20 protein-coding genes are annotated in these 20,955 nt (G+C 68.4%); 10 read left to right on the forward strand and 10 right to left on the reverse strand.

Features of this window, described 5'->3' with window-relative positions; translation table 11 throughout:
- The first annotated feature begins 3 nt into the window (after nucleotides 1-3).
- Nucleotides 4-543 (forward strand): hypothetical protein, encoded by a 540-nt coding sequence (locus tag NQK81_RS32100; protein WP_126735734.1) that lies wholly within the window; start codon nucleotides 4-6, stop codon nucleotides 541-543.
- Between the two features lie 116 nt (nucleotides 544-659).
- On the opposite strand, the gene NQK81_RS32105 is transcribed toward NQK81_RS32100, so the two are convergent.
- On the reverse strand, nucleotides 660-1,142 hold the full coding sequence (locus NQK81_RS32105) for a GNAT family N-acetyltransferase (RefSeq protein ID WP_126735733.1): 483 nt from the start codon (nucleotides 1,140-1,142) through the stop codon (nucleotides 660-662).
- Nucleotides 1,142-1,735 carry an acid phosphatase gene (locus NQK81_RS32110; RefSeq protein ID WP_192743367.1) on the reverse strand — a complete coding sequence of 198 codons (594 nt, stop codon included), beginning with the start codon at nucleotides 1,733-1,735 and terminating at the stop codon, nucleotides 1,142-1,144. Before NQK81_RS32110 ends, NQK81_RS32105 begins: the two co-directional genes overlap by 1 nt.
- Before the next feature lie 62 nt (nucleotides 1,736-1,797).
- On the opposite strand from NQK81_RS32110, the gene NQK81_RS32115 reads away from it, so the two are divergent.
- Entirely contained in the window at nucleotides 1,798-2,268 is a 471-nt protein-coding gene (locus NQK81_RS32115) for a hotdog fold domain-containing protein (protein WP_034305160.1), read from the forward strand.
- Nucleotides 2,269-2,330: 62 nt separating this feature from the next.
- On the opposite strand, the gene NQK81_RS32120 is transcribed toward NQK81_RS32115, so the two are convergent.
- Both NQK81_RS32120 and NQK81_RS32125 read right to left on the reverse strand, forming a co-directional pair.
- Nucleotides 2,331-2,462, reverse strand: coding sequence for a hypothetical protein (locus NQK81_RS32120; RefSeq protein WP_257484454.1), 132 nt, complete (start codon nucleotides 2,460-2,462; stop codon nucleotides 2,331-2,333).
- 44 nt (nucleotides 2,463-2,506) lie between these two features.
- Nucleotides 2,507-3,184: a hypothetical protein gene (locus NQK81_RS32125; protein WP_257484455.1), complete on the reverse strand. Its 678-nt coding sequence runs from the start codon at nucleotides 3,182-3,184 to the stop codon at nucleotides 2,507-2,509.
- Nucleotides 3,185-3,351: 167 nt separating this feature from the next.
- Between NQK81_RS32125 and NQK81_RS32130 the strand changes: the two genes are divergently transcribed.
- On the forward strand, nucleotides 3,352-4,953 hold the full coding sequence (locus NQK81_RS32130) for a GMC oxidoreductase (RefSeq protein WP_257484456.1): 1,602 nt from the start codon (nucleotides 3,352-3,354) through the stop codon (nucleotides 4,951-4,953).
- A 1-nt stretch (nucleotide 4,954) separates the two neighbouring features.
- Here the strand turns inward: NQK81_RS32130 and NQK81_RS32135 are convergent, their stop codons facing one another.
- Complete coding sequence (locus tag NQK81_RS32135) at nucleotides 4,955-5,560, reverse strand: dTDP-4-dehydrorhamnose 3,5-epimerase family protein (protein ID WP_126735728.1); 606 nt, start codon at nucleotides 5,558-5,560, stop codon at nucleotides 4,955-4,957.
- Nucleotides 5,561-5,941: 381 nt separating this feature from the next.
- On the opposite strand from NQK81_RS32135, the gene NQK81_RS32140 reads away from it, so the two are divergent.
- Nucleotides 5,942-7,117, forward strand: a complete 1,176-nt coding sequence (locus NQK81_RS32140; RefSeq protein WP_126735727.1) for an NAD(P)-dependent malic enzyme — start codon at nucleotides 5,942-5,944, stop codon at nucleotides 7,115-7,117.
- Nucleotides 7,118-7,213: 96 nt separating this feature from the next.
- Here NQK81_RS32140 and NQK81_RS32145 read toward each other — a convergent pair whose 3' ends face one another.
- Nucleotides 7,214-7,957 carry a DUF4190 domain-containing protein gene (locus NQK81_RS32145; protein ID WP_257484458.1) on the reverse strand — a complete coding sequence of 248 codons (744 nt, stop codon included), beginning with the start codon at nucleotides 7,955-7,957 and terminating at the stop codon, nucleotides 7,214-7,216.
- Between the two features lie 43 nt (nucleotides 7,958-8,000).
- Nucleotides 8,001-9,404, reverse strand: a complete 1,404-nt coding sequence (locus NQK81_RS32150; RefSeq protein ID WP_257484459.1) for a bis-aminopropyl spermidine synthase family protein — start codon at nucleotides 9,402-9,404, stop codon at nucleotides 8,001-8,003.
- Between the two features lie 91 nt (nucleotides 9,405-9,495).
- Between NQK81_RS32150 and NQK81_RS32155 the strand changes: the two genes are divergently transcribed.
- From NQK81_RS32155 to NQK81_RS32170, 4 genes are read left to right on the forward strand one after another with little or no spacing between them, the layout of a single operon-like run.
- Complete coding sequence (locus NQK81_RS32155) at nucleotides 9,496-10,584, forward strand: ABC transporter ATP-binding protein (protein ID WP_257484460.1); 1,089 nt, start codon at nucleotides 9,496-9,498, stop codon at nucleotides 10,582-10,584.
- Complete coding sequence (locus NQK81_RS32160) at nucleotides 10,584-11,267, forward strand: ABC transporter permease (RefSeq protein ID WP_257484461.1); 684 nt, start codon at nucleotides 10,584-10,586, stop codon at nucleotides 11,265-11,267. The genes NQK81_RS32155 and NQK81_RS32160 overlap by 1 nt, the downstream gene beginning before the upstream one ends.
- Nucleotides 11,264-11,953 (forward strand): ABC transporter permease, encoded by a 690-nt coding sequence (locus NQK81_RS32165; RefSeq protein ID WP_126735722.1) that lies wholly within the window; start codon nucleotides 11,264-11,266, stop codon nucleotides 11,951-11,953. Before NQK81_RS32160 ends, NQK81_RS32165 begins: the two co-directional genes overlap by 4 nt.
- The gene (locus NQK81_RS32170) at nucleotides 11,950-12,849 is read left to right on the forward strand and encodes an ABC transporter substrate-binding protein (RefSeq protein ID WP_257484462.1); all 900 of its coding nucleotides are present in this window, start codon (nucleotides 11,950-11,952) and stop codon (nucleotides 12,847-12,849) included. Before NQK81_RS32165 ends, NQK81_RS32170 begins: the two co-directional genes overlap by 4 nt.
- 61 nt (nucleotides 12,850-12,910) lie before the next feature.
- On the opposite strand, the gene NQK81_RS32175 is transcribed toward NQK81_RS32170, so the two are convergent.
- Nucleotides 12,911-13,426, reverse strand: coding sequence for a GNAT family N-acetyltransferase (locus NQK81_RS32175; protein WP_257484463.1), 516 nt, complete (start codon nucleotides 13,424-13,426; stop codon nucleotides 12,911-12,913).
- A gap of 393 nt (nucleotides 13,427-13,819) precedes the next feature.
- Here NQK81_RS32175 and NQK81_RS32180 point away from each other — a divergent pair, with 393 nt between their 5' ends.
- Entirely contained in the window at nucleotides 13,820-15,385 is a 1,566-nt protein-coding gene (locus tag NQK81_RS32180; protein ID WP_257484464.1) for a S8 family peptidase, read from the forward strand.
- Nucleotides 15,386-15,517: 132 nt separating this feature from the next.
- Complete coding sequence (locus NQK81_RS32185) at nucleotides 15,518-16,234, forward strand: hypothetical protein (RefSeq protein WP_257484465.1); 717 nt, start codon at nucleotides 15,518-15,520, stop codon at nucleotides 16,232-16,234.
- On the opposite strand, the gene NQK81_RS32190 is transcribed toward NQK81_RS32185, so the two are convergent.
- Both NQK81_RS32190 and NQK81_RS32195 read right to left on the reverse strand, forming a co-directional pair.
- Nucleotides 16,231-17,019 carry an SMP-30/gluconolactonase/LRE family protein gene (locus NQK81_RS32190; RefSeq protein WP_257484466.1) on the reverse strand — a complete coding sequence of 263 codons (789 nt, stop codon included), beginning with the start codon at nucleotides 17,017-17,019 and terminating at the stop codon, nucleotides 16,231-16,233. The genes NQK81_RS32185 and NQK81_RS32190 overlap by 4 nt on opposite strands.
- 126 nt (nucleotides 17,020-17,145) lie before the next feature.
- Nucleotides 17,146-20,889, reverse strand: a complete 3,744-nt coding sequence (locus NQK81_RS32195; RefSeq protein ID WP_257484467.1) for a multifunctional oxoglutarate decarboxylase/oxoglutarate dehydrogenase thiamine pyrophosphate-binding subunit/dihydrolipoyllysine-residue succinyltransferase subunit — start codon at nucleotides 20,887-20,889, stop codon at nucleotides 17,146-17,148.
- Between the last annotated feature and the right edge of the window lie 66 nt (nucleotides 20,890-20,955).

Genomic DNA, 20,955 nt, shown 5'->3' on the forward strand with positions numbered 1-20,955 from the left:
AAAGTGCTCACGTACGGTGACCCGCCCTGGTGGAGCGCCGTGTCCGGAAGCCTGGAAGGCTGTTTCGCCGTGTCCATCGCCGACAAGCTCTCGCCCGCGCCCCGTGAAGTCCGCCTCGCCGGGGCCGTCACCGCGCTGCCGGGGCTCGCCCTGATCGTGTTCGCGATCCTGCTCCTGGTCAACGGCCAGGCCGGACCGGAGAACCTCCTGGCCGAAGTCGCCTATTACCTCGTCCTCGCCGCCGGAACGCTGGCCTGCGCGGCCGGGCTGATGATGGGGAAGACCTGGGCGAGGTCGCCCGGCGTCGTCGTCGCGCTGATCCTGGTCGGCGTCGGCTGGTACGGCGCGGGCCCGTCCGGGCAGCCGGTGTGGGGGGTGCCGCTCGCGCTGATCGGCGTCGCCGTCATCGTGCTGCTGTTCCGCCGCCCGTCGCGCGCGTGGGCGCTGGGGATGCAGGAGGGCGAGAGCGAGGAAGAAGCCGCCGAGCGGGACGGCGCCGCGGGTCGCGCGGCGCGTCGTGAGCGCGAGGAACGCGACTCCTGAACTCGGCACTCGCGTGCTTGAAGGCGTAACTCGCGTGATTGAGGCCGTATCTTCGAGTGTCGCCTCCAGACACGCGAGTTACGCCCCTGATCACGCGAGTTACGCCTTCGCGCACGCTAGACCTGGGCGGCGAGTGCCTTCAGCGGTTCGTCGGTGAGGCGGTCGACGGTCCATTCGTCCATCGGCACCGCGCCGAGCGACTTGTAGAACCCCTGCGCCGGGTTCCAGTTGAGCACCGACCACTCCAGACGGGCGTAGCCGCGCTCGACGCAGACCGCCGCGAGAGTGGCCAGCAGCGCCTTGCCGAGGCCGGAGCCGCGCTGCTCGGGGCGGACGTAGAGGTCCTCCAGGTAGATGCCGTGCACGCCGCGCCAGGTGGAGAAGTTGAGGAACCAGAGCGCGTAGCCGACGATCTCGCCGTCCACCTCGGCGACGTGCCCGAACAGGGCAGGGGCCTCGCCGAACAGCGCCGTGCGCAGCTGCCCGGGCGTGAGGTGGCACTCGTCCGGGGCGCGTTCGAACTCGGCGAGGTCGTAGACGAGCTGGACGACGGCGTCCACGTCTTCTTCGCGGATACGCCGGATGCGGTCGTCGGCCACTAGTCCTCCGTCGTGGGGAGCAGGTTGAGATGTTCGATCTGCGGCTCGCCGCGTTCGTCGCCGAGCACCGCGACGCCGGCCGGGTCCAGTCCGAAGTGGACGCCCGCGGTCGACGGCAGGCCGATCCAGCGCGCGACCAGGACGCGGCTGAAATGCCCGTGGCCGACGAGGATCACGTCACCCTCGCCGAGCGGTTCGCGGACGCGTTCGATCAGTTTGTCCGCGCGGGCGTTGACGTCCTCCGCGCTTTCGCCGCCGGGGATCGGATGCGACCAGACCGTCCATCCGGGAACGGTCTCGCGGATCGTCGGCGTGGTGATGCCCTCGTAGTCGCCGTAGTCCCATTCGGCCAGTTCTTCGGTGACCTCGTCGACGCGCAGACCTGCCAGCTCGGCCGTCCGCAGGGCGCGGGTGCGGGGGCTGGAGAGGACGAGCGCCGGGTTGCCGCCGAGCACCGCGCGCAAGGTGCCACCCGCGGCGCGGGCCTGCCCTTCGCCCGCGGTCGTGAGCGGGATGTCGGTGCGTCCGGTGTGCCGTCCGTTGACGGACCACTCGGTCTGGCCGTGCCGGAGGAGGAAGAGCCGATGTGCCACGTTGCGAATATAGCCTGCGGTCCGGTTATGCTACTGGTGAGTAACATGATGAGGAGACCGTGATGGCGCAGAATCCGACCTACGCGATGTGGAACCGGCTGGCGGGCAAGCCGGTCGGCAAACAGCTGTTCTCGGCGGCGATGTGCCTGCGTGTGCCGTACTTCCGGACGGTGCTCCCGTCGGTGCGCGAACTGCGCCCCGGCCGGTGCGAGGTGACGTCCCCGAAGTGGTGGGGTGTTTACAACCACATCAAGACTTTTCACGCGATCGCGGCATGCAACCTCGCCGAGATCGCCATGGGCATGCTCGCCGAGGCGACCGTCCCGACGACGCATCGCTGGCTGCCCAAGGGGATGACGGTCGAGTACGTGGCGAAGGCCGAGACGAGCCTGCGCGCGGTCGCGGAACTGCCGGAGTTGCCGGAATTCGGCGACGAGGGTTTCGAGCTTCCCGTGCCGGTGACGATCACGGACACGAACGGGAAGCCCGTCGTGACCGCGACCATCACGATCTGGGTGACCAAGAAGAAGTAGGCACCCTTCGCTCCCGGCCTCCGCGGATGCCCTTCGCGTGATCAGATGGCCGACACGCGTGATCAGACGGACGACACGTGTGTCCAGACGGACGACTCGCGGCGGACCTCGGCCAGGCGGGAATCGTCCGCCTGGACACACGTGCCGTCCATCCAGTCACGCGTGTCGTCCGTCCGCGCACCGGCGGTGGGCACCCAAGGCGCGCTTCTCGCGCGTTTAGTCCTCTGGATGCGGGTGGTCAGAGGGGCTTGAACTGCACGTAGGTCGACATCTTGAAGGTGTTCCGCCCGGTCGTGGAGGGGAGGCCGAGCAATTCGTCGGCTAATTGCGCCAGCGGGCCGCAACCGGTCGTGCGCGGCAGGGCGAGCTGGGTGTCGACGACGCCGAACTTCACCGTCATGGGGTCCCGCGAGATCACCTCGAACGGCACCGCGGGATCGTCCTTGACCACCGAATGCAGTGGCGCGTCGAGGGTGCCGATCGTGCATTCCTTGGGCAGCAAGGGATGCCGCAGGACGGCGTAGAGATCCAGCTCGCCGCGGCGTTCGTCGTTCGACAGGAAGTCCGAATAGCCGCCGTACTTCAGCTGCAGGCTCGCGCCGAAAGTGCCGCGGACCCGGGCCGGAGCGTGCCGTAGTTCGCCGAACACCTGCGCGTACTTTCCGTCCACTTCGCCTTCGGAGAACGTCAGGCGCATCTCCCCGAGCTGGACCTCGCGGTCGCCGATGGTCAGGACTCCTTGGGAGACAAAGGCTTCGCAGCGCCAGGTGCCCGGGTCGGCGTTGGCGGGCGGAGCGGGGCAGGCGGAGAAGTCGAAGTCGGGGAGCGACGACGGTGCCGCGGCGGCATGGCCGGGGAAGGCGAAGAGCGCGGCCGCGGACAGTACTGCCGCGGTCGCGGCGAGAAGACGTCTCATGACTCGAAAGAGTGGTCTGTGCCGGTTCGAGTCACATCGGGGAAACCACCCAAGGGACCCCTGAATCGCCACGTTCGAGTGAAAATAAACGGTGTTTACCCAGCTGACGCGAATCTGCTTCGGATTCGCCCTTGAAGGCGGCTCGGACAGCGGGCGATCATCGGCCCATGTCCCCACTGTCGCGTCGCGGGTTCCTCGGGTTCACCGCGCTCAACTCCGCCGCCGCCCTCGGGCTCACCACGATTTCCACCGCGGAGGCGGAGGAATCGGGCTTCTCGACGGCCGTGGTCGTCGGCACCGGGTACGGCGCCGCGGTGACCGCGCTGCGGCTCGGGGAAGCCGGGATCCCGACGGTCATGCTCGAAATGGGCAAACTGTGGGCCGACCCCGGCCCGGACGGAAAGATCTTCTGCGACATGCTCCGGCCGGACCGGCGCGCCGCGTGGTTCAAGAACCGCACGCAGGCCCCGCTCGCGTCGTTCCTCTGGATGGACCTGGCCAACCGGGACATCAAGCGGTATCCCGGCGTGCTCGACAGGGTGGACCACGGCGACATGTCCGTCTACGTCGGACGCGGCGTCGGCGGCGGTTCGCTGGTCAACGGCGCGATGGCCGTGACGCCGAAGCGGTCGTACTTCGAGGAGATCCTGCCCGGCGTCGACGCGGACGAGATGTACGGGAAGTACTTCCCCCTGGCCAACCGGGCCCTCGGCGTGAACCACATCGACCCGCGCTGGTTCGAAACCTGCCGTTCCTATCGCTACGCGCGGGTTTCCCGGAAGGCCGCGACGCGGGCCGGGCTCAAGACGGTGTTCGTGCCCAGCGTCTACGACTTCGAGTACATGAAGCGGGAAGAAGCCGGCACGGTGCCGAGGTCGGCACTGGCGTCCGAGGTCATCTACGGCAACAACCACGGCAAACGATCGCTCGACAAGACCTACCTCGCGGCCGCGCTGGGCACCGGGAACGTGACCATCAAGACGCTGCACCAGGTTCGCGGGATCACCCGCCAGACCGACGGCACGTACGTCCTCACCGTGCACGAAACCGCCGAAGACGGCTCGGTCGTCGCGCGGAAGCAACTCGGCGCGAAGTACCTGTTCCTCGGCGCCGGCAGCCTCGGTTCGACGGAACTGCTCGTGCGGGCAAGGGAAACCGGGACACTGCCCGGTCTGAACGACGAGGTCGGCCGCGGCTGGGGCACCAACGGCAACGTGATGCTGGGCCGCGCGAACCACGCCTGGGACATCGGCGGATCACTGCAATCGGGCATGCCCGCGCTCGGCATCGACGCGTGGGACGACCCGGTGAACCCGGTCTTCGCCGAGGTCGCGCCGGTGCCCGCCGGGGTCGAGACCTGGCTGAGCCTCTACCTCGCGATCACGAAGAACCCCGAACGCGGCCACTTCACCTATGACGCCACCACCGACTCCGTGCGGCTGCGCTGGAACGCCGCACAGGGGAAGCCGTCGATCGACGCGGCGAAGTCGTTGTTCGACAAGGTCAACCGGGCGAACCGCACGATCTATCGCAGTGACCTGTTCGGGGATACGCGGTCGTTCGAGAACCGGTTCACCTATCACCCGCTGGGCGGACTGGTGCTGGGTGAGGCCACTGACCTGTACGGCCGGGTGAAGGGCTACCGGAACCTCTACGTCACCGACGGGTCGCTGATCCCGGGCAGTACCGGTGTGAACCCCTTCGTGACGATCACCGCGCTGGCGGAACGGAACGTGGAACGGGTGCTGCGCGAGGACGTGGCGCGCTGACTCAGTCCGCGGCCCGCAGCTTCTCGTAGTAGGCCACGCAGTCGTCGTACTGGGGCAGCAACCCCTGCTCCAGTGCCTCTTTCAGGTAGGGCGCCGTGGTGTCCTTTTCGGACACCACGGGTTCGATGTCCTGCGGCCACGGCAGCGCGAGATCGGCGTCCATCGGGTTGACGCCGTGTTCGCCCGTCGGGTTGTACGGCTCCGAGCAGAGGTACGCCATGATGGTTCCGTCTTCGAGCGCCATGAAGGCGTGGCCGAGGCCTTCGGCGATGTAGACCGCCTTGTACTCGGAGCTGTCGAGCAGCACGGACGTCCATTCGCCGAAGGTGGGCGAGCCGACGCGGAGGTCCACGATGACGTCCAGCATCGAACCGCTCGGGCAGTAGACGTATTTCGCCTGGCCGGGCGGGGTGTCCGCGAAGTGCACGCCACGGATGGACCCGCGCCGCGAAACGCTGGTGTTGGTCTGCCCGAGGCGAAGCCGGTGCCCGACCGCGTCGACGAACGCTTCTTCCTGGTACGGCGCCACGAACAGGCCGCGGTGATCGGGGAAAACCCGCGGGGTGAATTCGAAACAGTCGGGGATGCTGAGGCGCCTGGCATGCATGACCTCAATGCTAACGAGCCCTTCCCAAACCGGATGGACGTCTTGCGAAAGGTCTCTTGAGCTGCGGAAAGCCGGGCCCGTTTGTGACATGAACCGCACCAGAGGGGCACACTGGTCCGCACGCCTGTCACAATGATCCGACCGCTGCGTCCGCGGCCGTCGCCACACCCACGGCACCGATGGCCGATTGGACGCTTCGCCGACAGGCCGGCGCTACCGCGCTGGGCTGCCGTGTCGGAGGACGAGTTACCCCAGGTGGCCGGGCCATGCCCAGTTTTGGCCTGCTCACCGGCCAGTTCCCCCGCTCGCAGTCCCAGGAGAAGAAATCCCATGACCTTCGCTCGAATCGAGACTCCGCCGTCCTTAGACACGGCGGAAGCAATGACGGGAACCACGATGACCACGCCAGTGACGGACACCGAGATCTTCGAGGGCCACGAGGGCGGCAAGCTCTCCGTGGCCGCGACGCGCCCGATCTCCTCGCCCCGTGACCTTTCGGTCGCGTACACGCCTGGCGTGGCGAAGGTGAGCCGTGCGATCGCCGAGGACGCGGCCAAGGCGAAGCGGTACACGTGGGCGGACAGGCTGGTCGTGGTGGTCAGTGACGGTACGGCGGTGCTCGGCCTCGGTGACATCGGCGCGAGCGCCTCGCTGCCGGTCATGGAGGGCAAGTCGGTCCTGTTCAAGACCTTCGGCGGGCTCGACTCGATCCCGCTGGTGCTCGACACCACCGACGTCGACGAGATCATCGAGACCCTGGTCCGGCTGCGTCCGTCGTTCGGCGCGGTGAACCTGGAGGACATCTCGGCGCCGCGCTGCTTCGAGCTGGAGGACCGCCTCAAGGAGGCCCTCGACTGCCCGGTCATGCACGACGACCAGCACGGCACGGCGATCGTCACGCTGGCCGCGCTGCGCGGGGCGAACCAGGTCCTCGGCAAGGACATCTCCGGCCAGCGCGTGGTCGTCTCGGGAGCGGGCGCGGCGGGGGTGGCCTGCGCCAGGATCCTGCAGAACGCCGGCGTCGCGGACGTCACCGTGCTCGACTCGCGCGGCATCATCCACTCCGGCCGCGAGGGCTTGAACCCGATCAAGCAGAAGCTCGCCGAGACCACGAACGCGGCCGGTCTGCGCGGCGGCCTCGGCGAGGCGCTGCGGGGTGCCGACGTCTTCCTCGGCCTGTCCGGGGCGACCATCGACGAGACGCTGCTGGCCGGGATGGCCGACGACGCGATCGTGTTCGCGCTGTCCAACCCCGACCCGGAGGTCCACCCGGTCGCGGCGTCGCGGTACGCCAAGATCGTGGCGACCGGGCGCAGCGACTTCCCGAACCAGATCAACAACGTGCTGGCGTTCCCCGGTGTCTTCCGCGGCGCGCTGGACTCCGGCGCGCGGGCGATCACGGAGAACATGAAGCTGGCCGCGGCCGACGCGATCTTCGCCGTCGCGCAGGACGACCTCGGCCCGGACCGGATCGTCCCGAGCCCGCTGGACCCGCGCGTCGCGCCGGAGGTGGCGGCGGCCGTCGCGAAGGCCGCCGAGGCCGACGGCGTGGTGTGACGGTCTCTCTCACGCTCGCTCAAGCGCTGTGAAAGGCCCCTTCAGTGCGAAATTCGCACTGAAGGGGCCTTTCACAGCGTGTGGGGGTCACGCACGTCAGCCGGTGGGGATGGACAGATCGGCGCCGGGGACGAGGACGGAACCGGTCAGCTGCGAGTCGGGCGAGTAGATCGTGCAGAAGACGGTGCGCACGCCGTTTTCCCAGCTCTCGCGTCCGGGCCCCATGTAGCTCAGCTCGGCGTGGACGCCGGACGCCTCGAGCCGCGGACGGTCCACGTTCTTTTCCATGATCCGGCGGCACTCGCCCACGGCCTCCGCTCGCAGCTTTTCGGCACCGGGCCAGGAGGTGTCCGCCGGAGTGAAGGCCCCGATAGCTTCGGCTGCGTGCGCGCTCCCGCACGAGGTGAGTTCGACGGTGGCGAACGTACCCTTGACACTGGGTTGTTCGAAGCATTCGCCCGGCTTCAAGGTGCAGGCGTCGGCGTGTCCGGCCGGCGGGGTCGCGCAACTCGCGCTCGGGGGGCTCGCGGTGTGGCGGTCCAGGTCGCCCATGGTGTTCTTGGCCAGCGCGATCCAGCCGATGGTCCAGAACGCGGCGGCCGCGAGGCCGCCGATCGCCAGGCCCCGGCCCTGCTGTTTCCCGGGACCGGTCTGACTGAGCGCCATGATGCCCAGGATGAACGCGGGGAGCAACGGCAGCAGCAGGCAACCGGCCAGGCCCAGTACGAGCGCGGCGATCGCGAGGCCACTGGTCTTGGGGCGTTGAGGCGGAGGCCCCGGCGGGTAGGCGTACCCGTACGGCTGCGCTATCGGCGTTCCGGGGCCTTGAGGTTCGTACATGGGACTGAACCTAGGAAGGCCGCATGAAGTTCCGATGACACGCTCAGCCGAGTAGTTCCGCCAGCCGGTGCCGCGGCAGGTCGATCAGCCGCGCGTCCGTCAGGTCCGGCGGTACGTCCAGCGAGACGTTCGCCAGCCGCGCGTGCGCCCGGGTCAGCAGTTCTTCCTGGTGGGCGACGGCGTCCGCGACGACGATGGCGTGCCGGTTGTCCGGGGTGCTCCGCAACAACCGCAGCTTGTACTTCGCGCCGATCAGCCGGTTCAGCGCGGCCTGCGCCTCGGCGTTCGTGAGGTCGGGATGCGAATTCGGGACCAGCAGCGCCAGCCGTCGCGCGTTGGTGCCCAGCAGGGTCCGCAGCAGCCACGGCCCGGGGTCGGCCGAAAGGTCCATCGCGACCGCGTCGCCCTCGGGGCCGGAGACGGACCAGTCGACCGGACGCGATTCGAGCGCCAGCCCGCCGTCGGTGGCGATCTCGTGCAGCTTGTCCAGCAGTGACGGCTTGGCCGCGCCGGCGGATTCCACCGACTGCGGGCCGTGCGTGTAGATCGCGGCCTTCCCCTTGCCGCCGCGGTTCTTCTTCGATTTCGCGGTCGGCTGGCAGACGTAGAGGTCGGCCGCGCTCCCGATCGCCTGCGCGCCGAAGTACCGGTTGAAGTCCGGCAGGATCGCCTCGAAGGTCAGCCCGAGCGTCGCGAGCGCCCGCTGCACCTGCGCGCCCAGAGCGGGATGGCGCGGGCTGTAGCCGTAGGCGAGCAGCAACCGCCCGTCCGAGGGTTCGGTGAGCGCCTGGACCCCGCGCGCCGCGAACAGGCCCATTCCCTCGGGGGTGTAAGGCGGATCACTGAACACGAGGTCCATCCGCCCGGTCACCGATGGCGGGAGGCCGACGCGCAGATCCGTGTGCAGGGTGTGGATGGAGCGCTCGCTGAGCTCGTCGATGTAGGCCAGCACACGATCGTCGAGGTCGACGACGGTGAGGTCGGCGTCGGGCCGCAACGCGCGCACGGCCAGGGAAGTGAGGTCGTGGTCGCCGAGGAACAGCAGCTTCGCCGTGCCGAGGTCGTACCGCTCGTCCAGCCACAACGCCCGGTTCAGCACCGTTTCCGGGGTCGCCTGGACGTGGTCGAGCGCGGCCAGCGGCGTGGGCACGTTCTCGACGTAGCTGGTGATGATCTTCAGCAGCTCGGGGTCGGATTTCCGGTCCCGCGCCCCGAAGCGCCCGTACTTCTCGCGCGCGGCGGGGGCCAGCCGGAAGCGGGACTCGTTCCGCTCGAGGTCGTCGCCGAGCGCGTTCAGGACGTCTTCGACGCTCCGGCGCGGCGCGGTGCTGATCCGGACCAGTTCGCCGAGGTCACGCCAATCCGTCCGGAGCAGGGAAATCACCTGATGGAGCGGTCGCACGTGGACACCGTGCGCCGCGAGGACGTCTTCGACGGAAGGACTCACGGGCAGCAGCCTAGTAACCCGGTCCCTGGGACACCGTGCCAACAGGCAGGATCTGGGCTACGGTTTTTCGACCAGACATGGGGAGAGACACGTGACTATCGAGTTCCGTGGCGTGACCAAGCGGTATCCGGACGGGACGGTCGCGGTCGACGACCTGAACCTCACCGTGGAGGACGGCACGATCACCGTCTTCGTCGGGCCGTCCGGCTGCGGCAAGACCACGTCGCTGCGGATGATCAACCGGATGGTCGAGCCGACCTCGGGCACGGTGCTGCTCGACGGCAAGGACGTCAGCGACGGCGACCCGGCGTTGCTGCGCCGCGGCATCGGCTACGTCATCCAGCACGCCGGCCTCTTTCCACACAGGACGGTGCTGGACAACGTCGCCACCGTGCCGCTGCTGTCCGGCTGGGACAAGGGCAAGGCGCGCAAACGCGCGGCCGAGCTGCTCGAAACCGTCGGCCTGCCCGCGGAACTCGGCAAGCGGTACCCCGCCCAGCTTTCCGGCGGCCAGCAGCAGCGCGTCGGCGTCGCCAGGGCGCTCGCGGCGGATTCGCCGGTGCTGCTGATGGACGAGCCGTTCTCCGCCGTCGACCCGATCGTCCGCGAGGAGCTGCAGGACGAGTTGCTGCGTTTGCAGTCGCAGCTGGGAAAGACGATCGTGTTCGTCACCCACGACATCGACGAGGCCGTGCGGCTCGGCGACAAGATCGCGGTGCTCCGCGTCGGCGGGGTACTCGCGCAGTACGGCACGCCATCGGACGTGTTGCGTCACCCCGTCGACGACTTCGTCGCGTCCTTCGTGGGCAAGGATCGCGGCTATCGCGGGCTGTCCTTCCTTTCGGCGGACGGGATCGTCGTCGAAGAGGTCAAACGGGTCGAGGTCGGCAAGCCCGCCCCCGGGCCGTCCGAAGACTGGCAGGTCGCGGTCAACGCGGCGGGACAGCCGCGCGGCTGGCTGCGCCCAGGGTCCACTGTGGACGGTGAGCTGGCGGAGACCGATCTCGTCGCGGGCGGATCACTGTACGTCCAGGGTTCGCCGATCCGCGGCGCGCTCGACGCGGCGCTTTCGTCGCCCGCGAGCCTCGGTGTCGTGGTCGACGCCGAGCAGAAGGTCCTCGGCGTGGTCAGAGCCAAGCAAGTCCTCGAAGTGATCGAAGCGCCGTCGTTGAGTTCCTGATGGGGGACTTCTTCGCGGAGCTCGGCCGCTACCTGGGCAGCGCCAACAACAGGTCGCAGTTCTTCGGCGACCTGCTCGACCACGTCTATCTCTCGCTGGTCCCGCTGGCGCTCGGCCTGCTGATCGCGGTGCTGGCGGGCTGGCTCGGCCACCGGTTCGCGGCGGTGCGTTCCGTGCTGCTCGTGGTGTCGAATCTGCTGTACACGATCCCGTCGCTCGCCCTGTTCGTGGTGATCCCGGGCATCATCGGTTCCAAGATCCTCGACAGCGTCAACGTCATCGTCGCGCTCACCGTCTACACCGCGGCCCTGCTCGTGCGACCGGTGCTGGACGCGCTCGACGCCGTCCCGCCGCACGTCGTCGCCGCGGCCACGGCGCTCGGCTACAAACCCGCGCGCCGCTTCCTCGCCGTCGAGCTGCCGCTTTCGGTGCCGGTGCTCGCGGCAGGCGTCCGGGTGGCCTCGGTCAGCAACATCAGCCTGGTCAGCGTCGGCGCCCTGATCGGCACGGGCGGGCTCGGCGTGCTGTTCACCGACGGCTTCCAGCGCGAGTACTTCTCGCCGATCGTCGTCGGGATCGTCGCGACCCTGCTGCTCGCGCTGATCGTGGACATGGTGCTGGTCCAGCTGCGCAATGTCCTCACACCCTGGGACCGGGTGGCGACCACGGCGGGGGCGAAATGATCGGCGACGTCCTGAACTGGTTCGGCGACCCGGCGCACTGGCAGGGCCCCGACGGTGTCCCGGCCCGGCTGCTGCAGCATCTCGGCTACACGGCGCTGGCACTGGTCTTCGCGCTGCTCGTCGCGATCCCGCTCGGGCTCTATGTCGGGCACACCGGCCGCGGCGCGGTGCTGCTGGTGAGCGGCGGCAACGCGATCCGCGCGCTGCCGACGCTGGGGCTGGTGACCTTCCTGTTCCTGCTCTTCACCGAAAGCGAGCTCTCGACGATCATCGGGCTCGTGGTGCTCGCCATCCCGCCGATCCTCGCCGGGACGTACGCGGGCCTGCAGGCGACCGATCACGGCGTGGTCGACGCGGCGCAGGGCATCGGAATGACCGGCTGGCAACGGTTGTGGAAGGTCGAGGTGCCCATCTCGCTGCCGCTGGTGCTCGGCGGGGTGCGGAACTCGGTGCTGCAGCTGGTGGCGACGGCCGCCGTGGCCGCCTACGTCGGGCTCGGCGGGCTCGGCCGGTTCCTGCTCGACGGACTGGCCATTTTGGACTATCCGCAGGTGGTCGCGGGCGCGGTGCTGACGACGTTGCTCGCCGTGGTGCTGGATCTCGCGCTGGCGGGTGTCCAGCGGGTGCTGGTGCCCAAGGGAGTTCGGCTGGCGCAGGCGGCGAGCGGGAAGAAGGCGAAGGTATGAGGCGGACGGTGGCGGCGTTGTTCGCCGGGATCGCCCTGCTGGCGACGGGATGCGGCAATCCGCTCGCCGGAGGTGCCGAGGGCGGGACGACCGGCGACATCATCATCGGCGCGTCCGACGTCGGGGAAAGCCTTCTGCTGGCCCAGATCTACGCGGGCGCGCTGCGCAACGCGGGCGCCGAGAACGTGACGGTGCGCCCGCCGGTCGGCAGCCGCGAGGTCGTCGTCAAGGCCCTGCAGGACAAATCACTTTCGGTGGTGCCGGACTACAGCGGGAACCTGTTGCGCTACTTCGACAAGGACACGCAGGCGACCACGCCGCAGGACGTCTACGCGCAGCTGAAACAGAAGGTGCCGTCCGGGTTCGAGGTCCTCGAACAGGCGCCCGCGGAGGACAAGGACCTGCTGGTGGTGCGCAAGGAACTCGCCGATTCCGGGATCCGGACCTTCTCCGATCTCGGCAAGCGGTGCGGGGAATTCGTCTTCGGTGGTCCCGGTCAGTGGAGCAGCCGCTGGAAGGAAAAGATCAAGACGCTCTACGGCTGCGAGTTCGCCGAGATCCGCACGACCGACACGGGCGGCCCGGTCACGGTCGCCGCGCTGAAATCCGGCGACATCCAGGTCGCCGACCTGTTCAGCACGTCGTCGACGATCGCCGCGAACGGGTTCGTCCCGCTGGTGGACGACAAGAACATGTTCCCCGCGCAGAACATCGTCCCGCTCGTCGCGAAGGGGACGTTGTCGCCGAAGGAGGCCGACGCGTTGAACCGGGTTTCGGCGGTGCTCACGACCGAGGAGCTCACCGAGCTGAACGTCCAGTTCAGCGAGGAGAAGCGCAACCCGCTCGACGTCGCCGAGGAGTTCCTGCGCCGGCACGGCCTTCTCGCGCCCGCCTGACCACCCCACGCATTTAGTCCTCTGGATGCGGGTACATCCAGAGGACTAAATGCGGGAGGGGCTAGAGGCGGTCGAAAGCGGGCGAGTAGCGGAACTCGCCTTGGAGAGCGGGCGTGTATGCACGAAGGGTGCGGACCTGGAAGTGCGGCGCCCATTCCGCGACCGGCGGCGTGATCCCGTGCTGTGCGGCGAGCACGAAACCGAAGCGGGAGTAGTAGTTCGGGTCGCCCAGCAGGACCACGGCGCCGTAACCGAGCGCGTCCGCCGCGCCGAGCACGGCGTGCACGAGCGCGGAGCCGGCGCCCGAACCGTGGTACTGGGGCAGGACCCCGAGCGGGCCGAGACCGACCGTCGACTTCTCGTCGGAGCCGAGCTTGGCCGGGCTGCAGCACACGTGTCCGACGACCTTCCCGTCGCGTTCGGCCACGATGGACAGTGCGCCGATCAGGTCACCGTCCTCCCGCAGTTCGTCGACGAGTTTCGCCTCGACCACCGGGACACTGAGTTTTTCGAACGCGGCCAGATGGACGGCGTGGATCGCCTCGCGGTCGGCTTGGGTTTCCTGTCGGAGCAGCATGCGGCCGAGTGTGCTCCATCCGAAGGTAGGATGGAAATCGATTTCCGCGGCCGCAGGTCGCGACTTTAGTAGGCGGCCATCCGTGTGTACTTCCACGGCGTTGAAACGGCCGGGGGGACGGAAAACGACCACCAGATGTGCGGATCCCCAATTCTTCGTGGGCCGTACGGCGGTAAAACGCGACTAAAGGCGGGGGCTGAACGGTGCCCGAACCGCGTCGACGCGGCGTCCAATACTACCGGGATGTCCGTAATGCAAGGTCTTCCTTGGGGTGAATCCGCCACTTAGTCTCAGCCTGCGCTCCTAAGTGGAACGCGCTTCACCTCTGAGTCACCCCAACGATCCGGCGGGCTTCTTCATGTCCGTGGGTCGACCCTGCCTGGGAGGAATATCTTGAACAATTCCCTGGGAACCTTGAAGAGACGACTGCCCGCCTTCGGCGTGGCCGCGGCCGTCGCCGTGCTGACGGCGCTTGGCGGCACCACCGTCGCGTCGGCGGCCGAAGGTTCGATCGTCAACGCGGGTAGCGACAAGGCGATCAAGGACAGCTACATCGTCGTGCTGAAGGACGGCTCGTCGGTCGAAGCCACCGCGAAGAGCGTGACCCAGCGCCACGGCGGCACGGTCGAGAAGACCTTCGCGTCTTCGGTCCGTGGTTTCTCCGGCGCGCTGACCGAAAAGCAGGCGAAGCGCGTCGCCGCCGACCCCGCCGTCGCCTACGTGGAGCAGAACCAGACCGTCTCGATCTCGGCGGACCAGCTGAACCCGCCGTCGTGGGGCCTGGACCGGGTCGACCAGCAGAGCCTTCCGCTCGACCAGAAGTACAGCTACAGCACCACGGCGTCGAACGTCACCGCGTACGTCGTCGACACCGGCATCCTCACCACGCACCCTGACTTCGGCGGGCGCGCGACCCACGGCCGTGACACCGTCGACAACGACAACGACGCCACGGACTGCCAGGGTCACGGCACCCACGTCGCCGGCACCATCGGCGGTACCGCGCACGGTCTGGCCAAGGGCGTCAAGCTCGTCGCCGTCCGCGTGCTGAACTGCTCCGGTTCCGGGACGACCGCCGGCGTCATCGCCGGTGTCGACTGGGTGACCGCGAACGCCGTCAAGCCCGCCGTCGCGAACATGAGCCTCGGTGGCGGCGCCTCGACGACGCTCGACCAGGCCGTCCAGCGGTCGATCGCGGCAGGCATCACCTACGGTGTCGCGGCCGGTAACGACACCGGCGCCAACGCGTGCAACGTCTCGCCCGCCCGCACGCCGGAAGCGATCACCGTCGGCTCGACGACGAACACGGACGCGCGGTCGAGCTTCTCCAACATCGGCACCTGCCTCGACATCTTCGCGCCGGGCAGCGGTATCACGTCGACGTGGCTGAACAACGGCACCAACACCATCAGCGGTACCTCGATGGCGACCCCGCACGTCGTGGGCGCGGCGGCCCTGTACGCCTCCGCCAACCCGTCGGCCACGCCGAAGCAGGTCCGTGACGCGCTGGTCGCCAACGGCACCAAGGACAAGGTGACCAACCCGGGCACCGGTTCGCCGAACGTGCTGCTCTACACGGGCACCGGCGGTGGCCCCGGCCCCGAGCCCACCCCCTGCGGCACGCAGACCAACAGCGGCGTCGTCGCCATCCCCGACGCCGGTGCCGCGGTGACCAGCACGATCACCGTCGCGAACTGCGCCCGCAACGCCTCGGCCACCACCAAGGTCGCGGTGAACATCACGCACACCTACGTCGGTGACCTCGTCATCGACCTGGTCGCGCCGGACGGCAGCTCGTACCGCCTGAAGAACTCGAGCAACGACTCGTCCGACAACATCAACACCACCTACACCGCCAACGTCTCGTCCGAGGCCGCGAACGGTGCCTGGAAGCTGAAGGTCCAGGACGTCTACCGGGTCGACACCGGCTCGCTCAACAGCTGGTCGCTGACCGTCTGATCCACCCCTGGAGTACGTGAAGGCCCCCTTCCTCCTGCTGGGAAGGGGGCCTTCCCCTATCCGGAGAGTGATTCGGCGCCCAGTTGCGGCGTTCGTCCACTAAGGACCTTCGCGAGGCTTTACCCTCTCCGCATGCAGCCCGGACCGCCCTATCAGCAGGGACCTCAGCAGCCGTATCCGCCGCAGGGATATCCGGGATACCCGCCGCCCGGATACGGCCCGCCGCCCAAGAAGTCGAACACCGGGCTCGTCGTCGGCCTCGTCATCGGCGCGGTGGTGCTGCTCGGCGGTGGCGGGGTCGCGGCCTTCCTGCTGCTGTCCGACTCCGGTTCGTCGCCGACCGCGGCGCCGACGTCGTCCAAGAAGACCGGCCCGCCGGACAAGTACACCTCCATGCCCGCCTGCGAGCGGATCGGGAGCAAGATCCGGAACCTGCCGCCGCTCGAAACGCCGAAGGGCGAGGAGCCGGCGAGCACGTCGAACGACGACATCACCTACACCCGTTCGTCCTGCAGCTGGCGTGAGCCCAACGCGCCTTCGGCGACCGTCTCGATGTACCTGTCGAAGTCGAAGGAGCCGGGCTCGGGCGCCGGGGAGGAGTGGGCGAAGGCGAGTGTCGAGAACGCCGTGACCGACGGCGGCGTGCTCATCCCCAGCATGGCGAAGGCGACCAAGGCCGTGCACACCAAGCTCGACTCGTCGAGCCAGTGCCAGATCAAGTTCTACCAGGGCAACGTCGAGGGCGAGATCATCGTGACCGGCCCCGACCCGTCCGGCACGGTCAACCAGACGGTGTGCAAGGAGAACGCCCTGAAGATGGCCAAGGCGACCTCCGAGGCGATCGGCTAGCCGATTCCGGTGACCTGGACCTGCCCGGTCGGCCCGTCGCCGAACGGGTTCTCCCAGCCGTGCCACTCGGCGGCGAGGACGTAGAGCGAACGCCCGTCCTCGCCGCCGATCGTGCAGGAGAAGCAGCCTCGGTCGGATTCGACCTTCTGAAGTACTTCGCCTCCTTCGCGGACGCGGACGCAGTGCTTGGCCGCCACGTCCGCGTACCAGACCGCACCGTCGGCATCGAGACAGATGCCGTCCGGGTGGTCACCGCCGAGGTCCGCCCACACCCGCCTGCTGGACAGCGAGCCGTCTTCGGCGATGTCGAACGCGGTGAGCCTGCAGCCGTACGACTCGGCGACGATCAGCGTTCCGCCGTCGGGGGTGACGGCCATGCCGTTGCCGAACAGGATGCCGTCGGCGACCTGGCGCACCTCGCCGTCCGGGGTGACGACGGCGATGACACCGGGTGCCTGGAAGTCGTTCATTCCGTTGACGAAGGCGTTGCCGCGGCCGTCGACCACGACCTCGTTCCAGAGGGAGGCGACCGGGCTCAGGTCCGCGTAGGTGCTCAGGTCCGCGTTGAGCAGGCGGGCGTTCGGGCCGTCGACGATGAGCAGGCGGCCGTCGGGGAGCCAGTCGAAGGTGAGCGGCATCGCGGCCGGCACGTTCGCGATCAGTTCGCTCTCGCCGCCGGGCGTGACGGCGAGGATCTGACCGCCGCCCCAGTTCGCCAGCCAGAGGCGGCCGTCGTGCCAGCGGGCGGATTCGGGGAGCTTGAGGCCGTCGAGCAGGGTGTTCATGGTGTCTCCTTCGGTCGTTTGCCCACTACACGAACGGGACTCGCCGTTTTCGACACCCCGAGTACATGAAGGCCCCCTTCCTTGCGACAGGCGCAAGGAAGGGGGCCTTCACGTACTTCTAGGCGATCAGTCGAAGGCCCGCGCGATCAGCGCCTTCTGCTCGACCTCGTGCACCTTGGACGAACCGGCCGACGGCGCCGCCATCGGACGACGCGACACGACGTCCAGGCTGGAGAACACCTCCGGGAGCTTCCGCGGCAGGTTCAGGCCGAAGAACGGCCACGCACCCTGGTTCTCCGGCTCCTCCTGGACCCAGACCGCGGGAGCGCCGTTGTAGCGCTCGAGCGCCGCCAGCAGCTTCTTCTTCGGCAGCGGGTAGTACTGCTCGACCCGCACGATCGCGATGTCGTTCGCCTCGCGCTTGGTGCGCTCGGCCACCAGCTCCCAGTACAGCTTGCCCGAGGTCAGCAGGACCTTGCGCACCTTCGACGGGTCGACATCGACGTCGTCGATGACCGACATGAACTTCGACTGGCCGGTGAAGTCCTCGACCGCCGAGGTCGCCGCCTTGTTGCGCAGCATCGACTTGGGGGTGAAGACCACGAGCGGCCGGTTGACTCCGTCGAGCGCGTGACGGCGGAGCAGGTGGAAGTAGTTCGCCGGGGTCGACGGGACCGCGACGGTCATCGAGCCCTCCGCGCACAGCGAGAGGAAACGCTCGATGCGGCCGGAGGTGTGGTCCGGGCCCTGGCCCTCGTGGCCGTGCGGCAGCAGCAGCACGACGTCGGAGAGCTGGCCCCACTTGGCCTCGCCGGAGGAGATGTACTCGTCGATGACGGTCTGCGCGCCGTTGACGAAGTCACCGAACTGCGCTTCCCACATGACCAGCGCTTCGGAGTTGGCCACGGAGTAGCCGTATTCGAAGCCGACCGCCGCGTACTCCGACAGCGCCGAGTCGTAGATCATCACGCGGCCCTGGCCCTCGGCCAGGTTCTGCAGCGGCGAGTACTCCTGGCCGGTCTTGCGGTCGATCAGCACCGAGTGGCGCTGGGTGAACGTGCCGCGGCGGGAGTCCTGGCCGGACAGCCGCACCAGGCGGCCCTCCATGGCCAGCGAACCGAAGGCGAGCAGCTCACCGAACGCCCAGTCGATGCCGCCTTCGCGGGACATCTTGTGGCGGCGCTCCATGACCGGCTTGACCCGCGGGTGCGGGGTGAAGCCCTCGGGCACGTTGAGGAAGGCGTCGCCGATGTGCTCGATGACCTCGGTGGTGGTCGCCGTGGGCACCTTCGCCGGGACCTGCTGCTCCTCCTCGACCGAGGGGCTGGCCTTCGCCGGGTGCTTCTCCAGCTCGCGGACCTCGTTGAACACGTGCTCCAGCTGGCTGGAGAAGTCGCGCAACGCGGCTTCGGCCTCTTCGACGGAGATGTCGCCGCGGCCGATCAGCGATTCGGTGTAGGTCTTCCGGACCGAACGCTTCGTGTCGATGATGTCGTACATCGCCGGCTGCGTCATCGAGGGGTCGTCGCCCTCGTTGTGGCCGCGGCGGCGGTAGCAGATCAGGTCGATCACGACGTCCTTGTGGAACGCCTGGCGGTAGTCGACGGCCAGCTTGGCCACCCAGTGCGCGGCCTCGGGGTCGTCGCCGTTCACGTGGAAGATCGGGGAGCCGATCATCTTCGCGACGTCGGTGGCGTACTGGCTCGACCGCGAGTGCTCGGGCGCGGTGGTGAAGCCGACCTGGTTGTTGACGATGACGTGCACGGTGCCGCCGGTGCGGTACCCGCGCAGCAGCGCCAGGTTCAGGGTTTCGGCCACGACACCCTGGCCCGCGAAGGCCGCGTCGCCGTGCATCAGGACGGGGAGGACGGTGAAGCCCTCGCCACCCTTGTCGAGGATGTCCTGCTTCGCGCGGACGATGCCCTCGAGGACCGGGTCGACGGTCTCCAGGTGCGACGGGTTCGCGGTCAGCGACACCTTGGTCTCGCCGTCGCCGAACATGCGGAAGTACTTGCCCTCGGCGCCGAGGTGGTACTTCACGTCACCGGAACCGTGCGCCTGGCCCGGGTCGAGGTTGCCCTCGAACTCCTGGAAGATCTGCGCGATCGGCTTGCCGACGATGTTCGCGAGCACGTTCAGGCGGCCGCGGTGCGGCATGCCGATGACGACCTCGTCGAGCTCGTGCTCGGCGGCCTTGTCCAGCAGCGTGTCGAGCAGCGGGATCGCCGTCTCGCCGCCTTCGAGGGAGAACCGCTTCTGGCCGACGTACTTGGTCTGCAGGAAGGTCTCGAACGCCTCGGCGGCGTTGAGCTTCGAGAGCACGTACTTCTGGACGGCGGGGTCCGGCTTCTCGTGCGGGATCTCGACGCGGTCCTGGATCCAGCGGCGCTCCTCGGGGTCGAGGATGTGCGTGTACTCGATGCCGACGGTGCGGCAGTACGAGTTGCGCAGGACGCCGAGGATGTCGCGCAGCTTCATCCGCTCCTGGCCGGCGAAGCCGCCGACCGGGAACTCGCGGTCCAGGTCCCACAGGGTCAAGCCGTGGGAGAGGACGTCGAGGTCGGCGTGGCTGCGCTGCCGGTAGTTCAGCGGGTCGGTGTCGGCCATCAGGTGACCGCGCATGCGGAAGGCGTCGATCAGCTCGATCACGCGCGCGGTCTTGTCGACCGGGCCGTCCGGGATGTCGGCGACCCAGCGGATCGGCTCGTAGGGCAGGCGCAGGCTGGTGAAGACGTCGTCGTAGAAGCCGTCCTCGCCGAGCAGCAGCTCGTGGATGCGCTTGAGGAACTCGCCCGACTCCGCGCCCTGGATGATGCGGTGGTCGTAGGTCGAGGTCAGCGTCATGATCTTGGAGACGCCGAGGTCGACCAGGGCCTTCTCGCTGGTGCCCTCGAAGTGCGCCGGGTACTGCATGGCGCCGACGCCGATGATCGCGCCCTGGCCCGCCTGCAGGCGCGGCACCGAGTGGTTGGTGCCGATGCCGCCGGGGTTGGTCAGCGAGATCGTGGTGCCGGCGAAGTCGTCGGCGGTCAGCTTGCCGTTGCGGGCCTTCTTGACGATCTCCTCGTAGGCCTGCCAGAACTGCATGAAGGTCATGTTCTCGGTGGCCTTGATGGAGGCCACGACGAGCGTGCGGGCGCCTTCCTTGCCCTTCATGTCGATCGCGAGACCGAAGTTCACGTGCTCCGGCGTGACCGCGAACGGCTTCCCGTCGATCAGCTGGTAGTGCCGGTTCATGTTCGGGAAGTTCTTCAGCGCGCGGACCATCGCGTACCCGATGAGGTGCGTGAAGGAGATCTTGCCGCCGCGCGTGCGCTTGAGGTGGTTGTTGATGACGATGCGGTTGTCGGCCATCAGCTTCGCCGGGACGGCGCGCACGCTCGTGGCCGTCGGCACGGACAGCGAGGCGTCCATGTTCTTCGCGATCGCCGCCGCGGCGCCGCGGAGCTGCTTCGACTCCGGCTCGGCGTCCTTCTCGGCGGGCTTGGCGGGGGCCTTCTCAGCCGGCTTGGGGTCGGCCTTGGGCGCGGCTTTGGGCGCCGCCGCCTTCGCCTCGGTCTTCGGGGCGGCCTTCGCGGGGGCGTTCTTCGGAGCGGTCTGCTTCGCGGTGGACTCGGCGTTGCGGACTGTCTGAGGCGACGGCTGGGCGGCGGCCTGGCCGTTGGCGCCGGGACCCTCGTTGCCGGGCTCTCCGGAGTTCTGACGTGCGTCGTCAGCCTTCGCCTGCGCGTCCTGCGTTGGCTTGAAGTCCGCGAAGAAGTCGTGCCAGGCGGCATCGACTGAGCTGGGGTCGGCAAGGAACTGGTCGTACATTTCCTCGACGACCCACTCGTTGGGGCCGAATTGTGACGCAGGGCTGCTGCTGGACACGGCTTGGACTCGCCTCTATCCGTCTCGAGATCTTGAACACCGCTGATGCGCCTACCAGGCTAACCC

This window comes from Amycolatopsis roodepoortensis, assembly GCF_024628825.1.
Lineage (GTDB): Bacteria > Actinomycetota > Actinomycetes > Mycobacteriales > Pseudonocardiaceae > Amycolatopsis > Amycolatopsis roodepoortensis.

Excerpts from the sequence above, each read along its gene's own strand:
- NQK81_RS32160 (WP_257484461.1), top strand. The coding sequence starts at position 10,584 with ATGGGGGACTTCTTCGCGGAGCTCGGCCGCTACCTGGGCAGCGCCAAC.
- NQK81_RS32165 (WP_126735722.1), top strand. The coding sequence starts at position 11,264 with ATGATCGGCGACGTCCTGAACTGGTTCGGCGACCCGGCGCACTGGCAG.
- NQK81_RS32185 (WP_257484465.1), top strand. The coding sequence starts at position 15,518 with ATGCAGCCCGGACCGCCCTATCAGCAGGGACCTCAGCAGCCGTATCCG.
- NQK81_RS32190 (WP_257484466.1), bottom strand. The coding sequence starts at position 17,019 with ATGAACACCCTGCTCGACGGCCTCAAGCTCCCCGAATCCGCCCGCTGG.
- NQK81_RS32145 (WP_257484458.1), bottom strand. The coding sequence starts at position 7,957 with ATGTACGAACCTCAAGGCCCCGGAACGCCGATAGCGCAGCCGTACGGG.
- NQK81_RS32125 (WP_257484455.1), bottom strand. The coding sequence starts at position 3,184 with ATGAGACGTCTTCTCGCCGCGACCGCGGCAGTACTGTCCGCGGCCGCG.
- NQK81_RS32175 (WP_257484463.1), bottom strand. The coding sequence starts at position 13,426 with ATGCTGCTCCGACAGGAAACCCAAGCCGACCGCGAGGCGATCCACGCC.
- NQK81_RS32115 (WP_034305160.1), top strand. The coding sequence starts at position 1,798 with ATGGCGCAGAATCCGACCTACGCGATGTGGAACCGGCTGGCGGGCAAG.
- NQK81_RS32130 (WP_257484456.1), top strand. The coding sequence starts at position 3,352 with ATGTCCCCACTGTCGCGTCGCGGGTTCCTCGGGTTCACCGCGCTCAAC.
- NQK81_RS32170 (WP_257484462.1), top strand. The coding sequence starts at position 11,950 with ATGAGGCGGACGGTGGCGGCGTTGTTCGCCGGGATCGCCCTGCTGGCG.
- NQK81_RS32140 (WP_126735727.1), top strand. The coding sequence starts at position 5,942 with ATGACGGGAACCACGATGACCACGCCAGTGACGGACACCGAGATCTTC.
- NQK81_RS32135 (WP_126735728.1), bottom strand. The coding sequence starts at position 5,560 with ATGCATGCCAGGCGCCTCAGCATCCCCGACTGTTTCGAATTCACCCCG.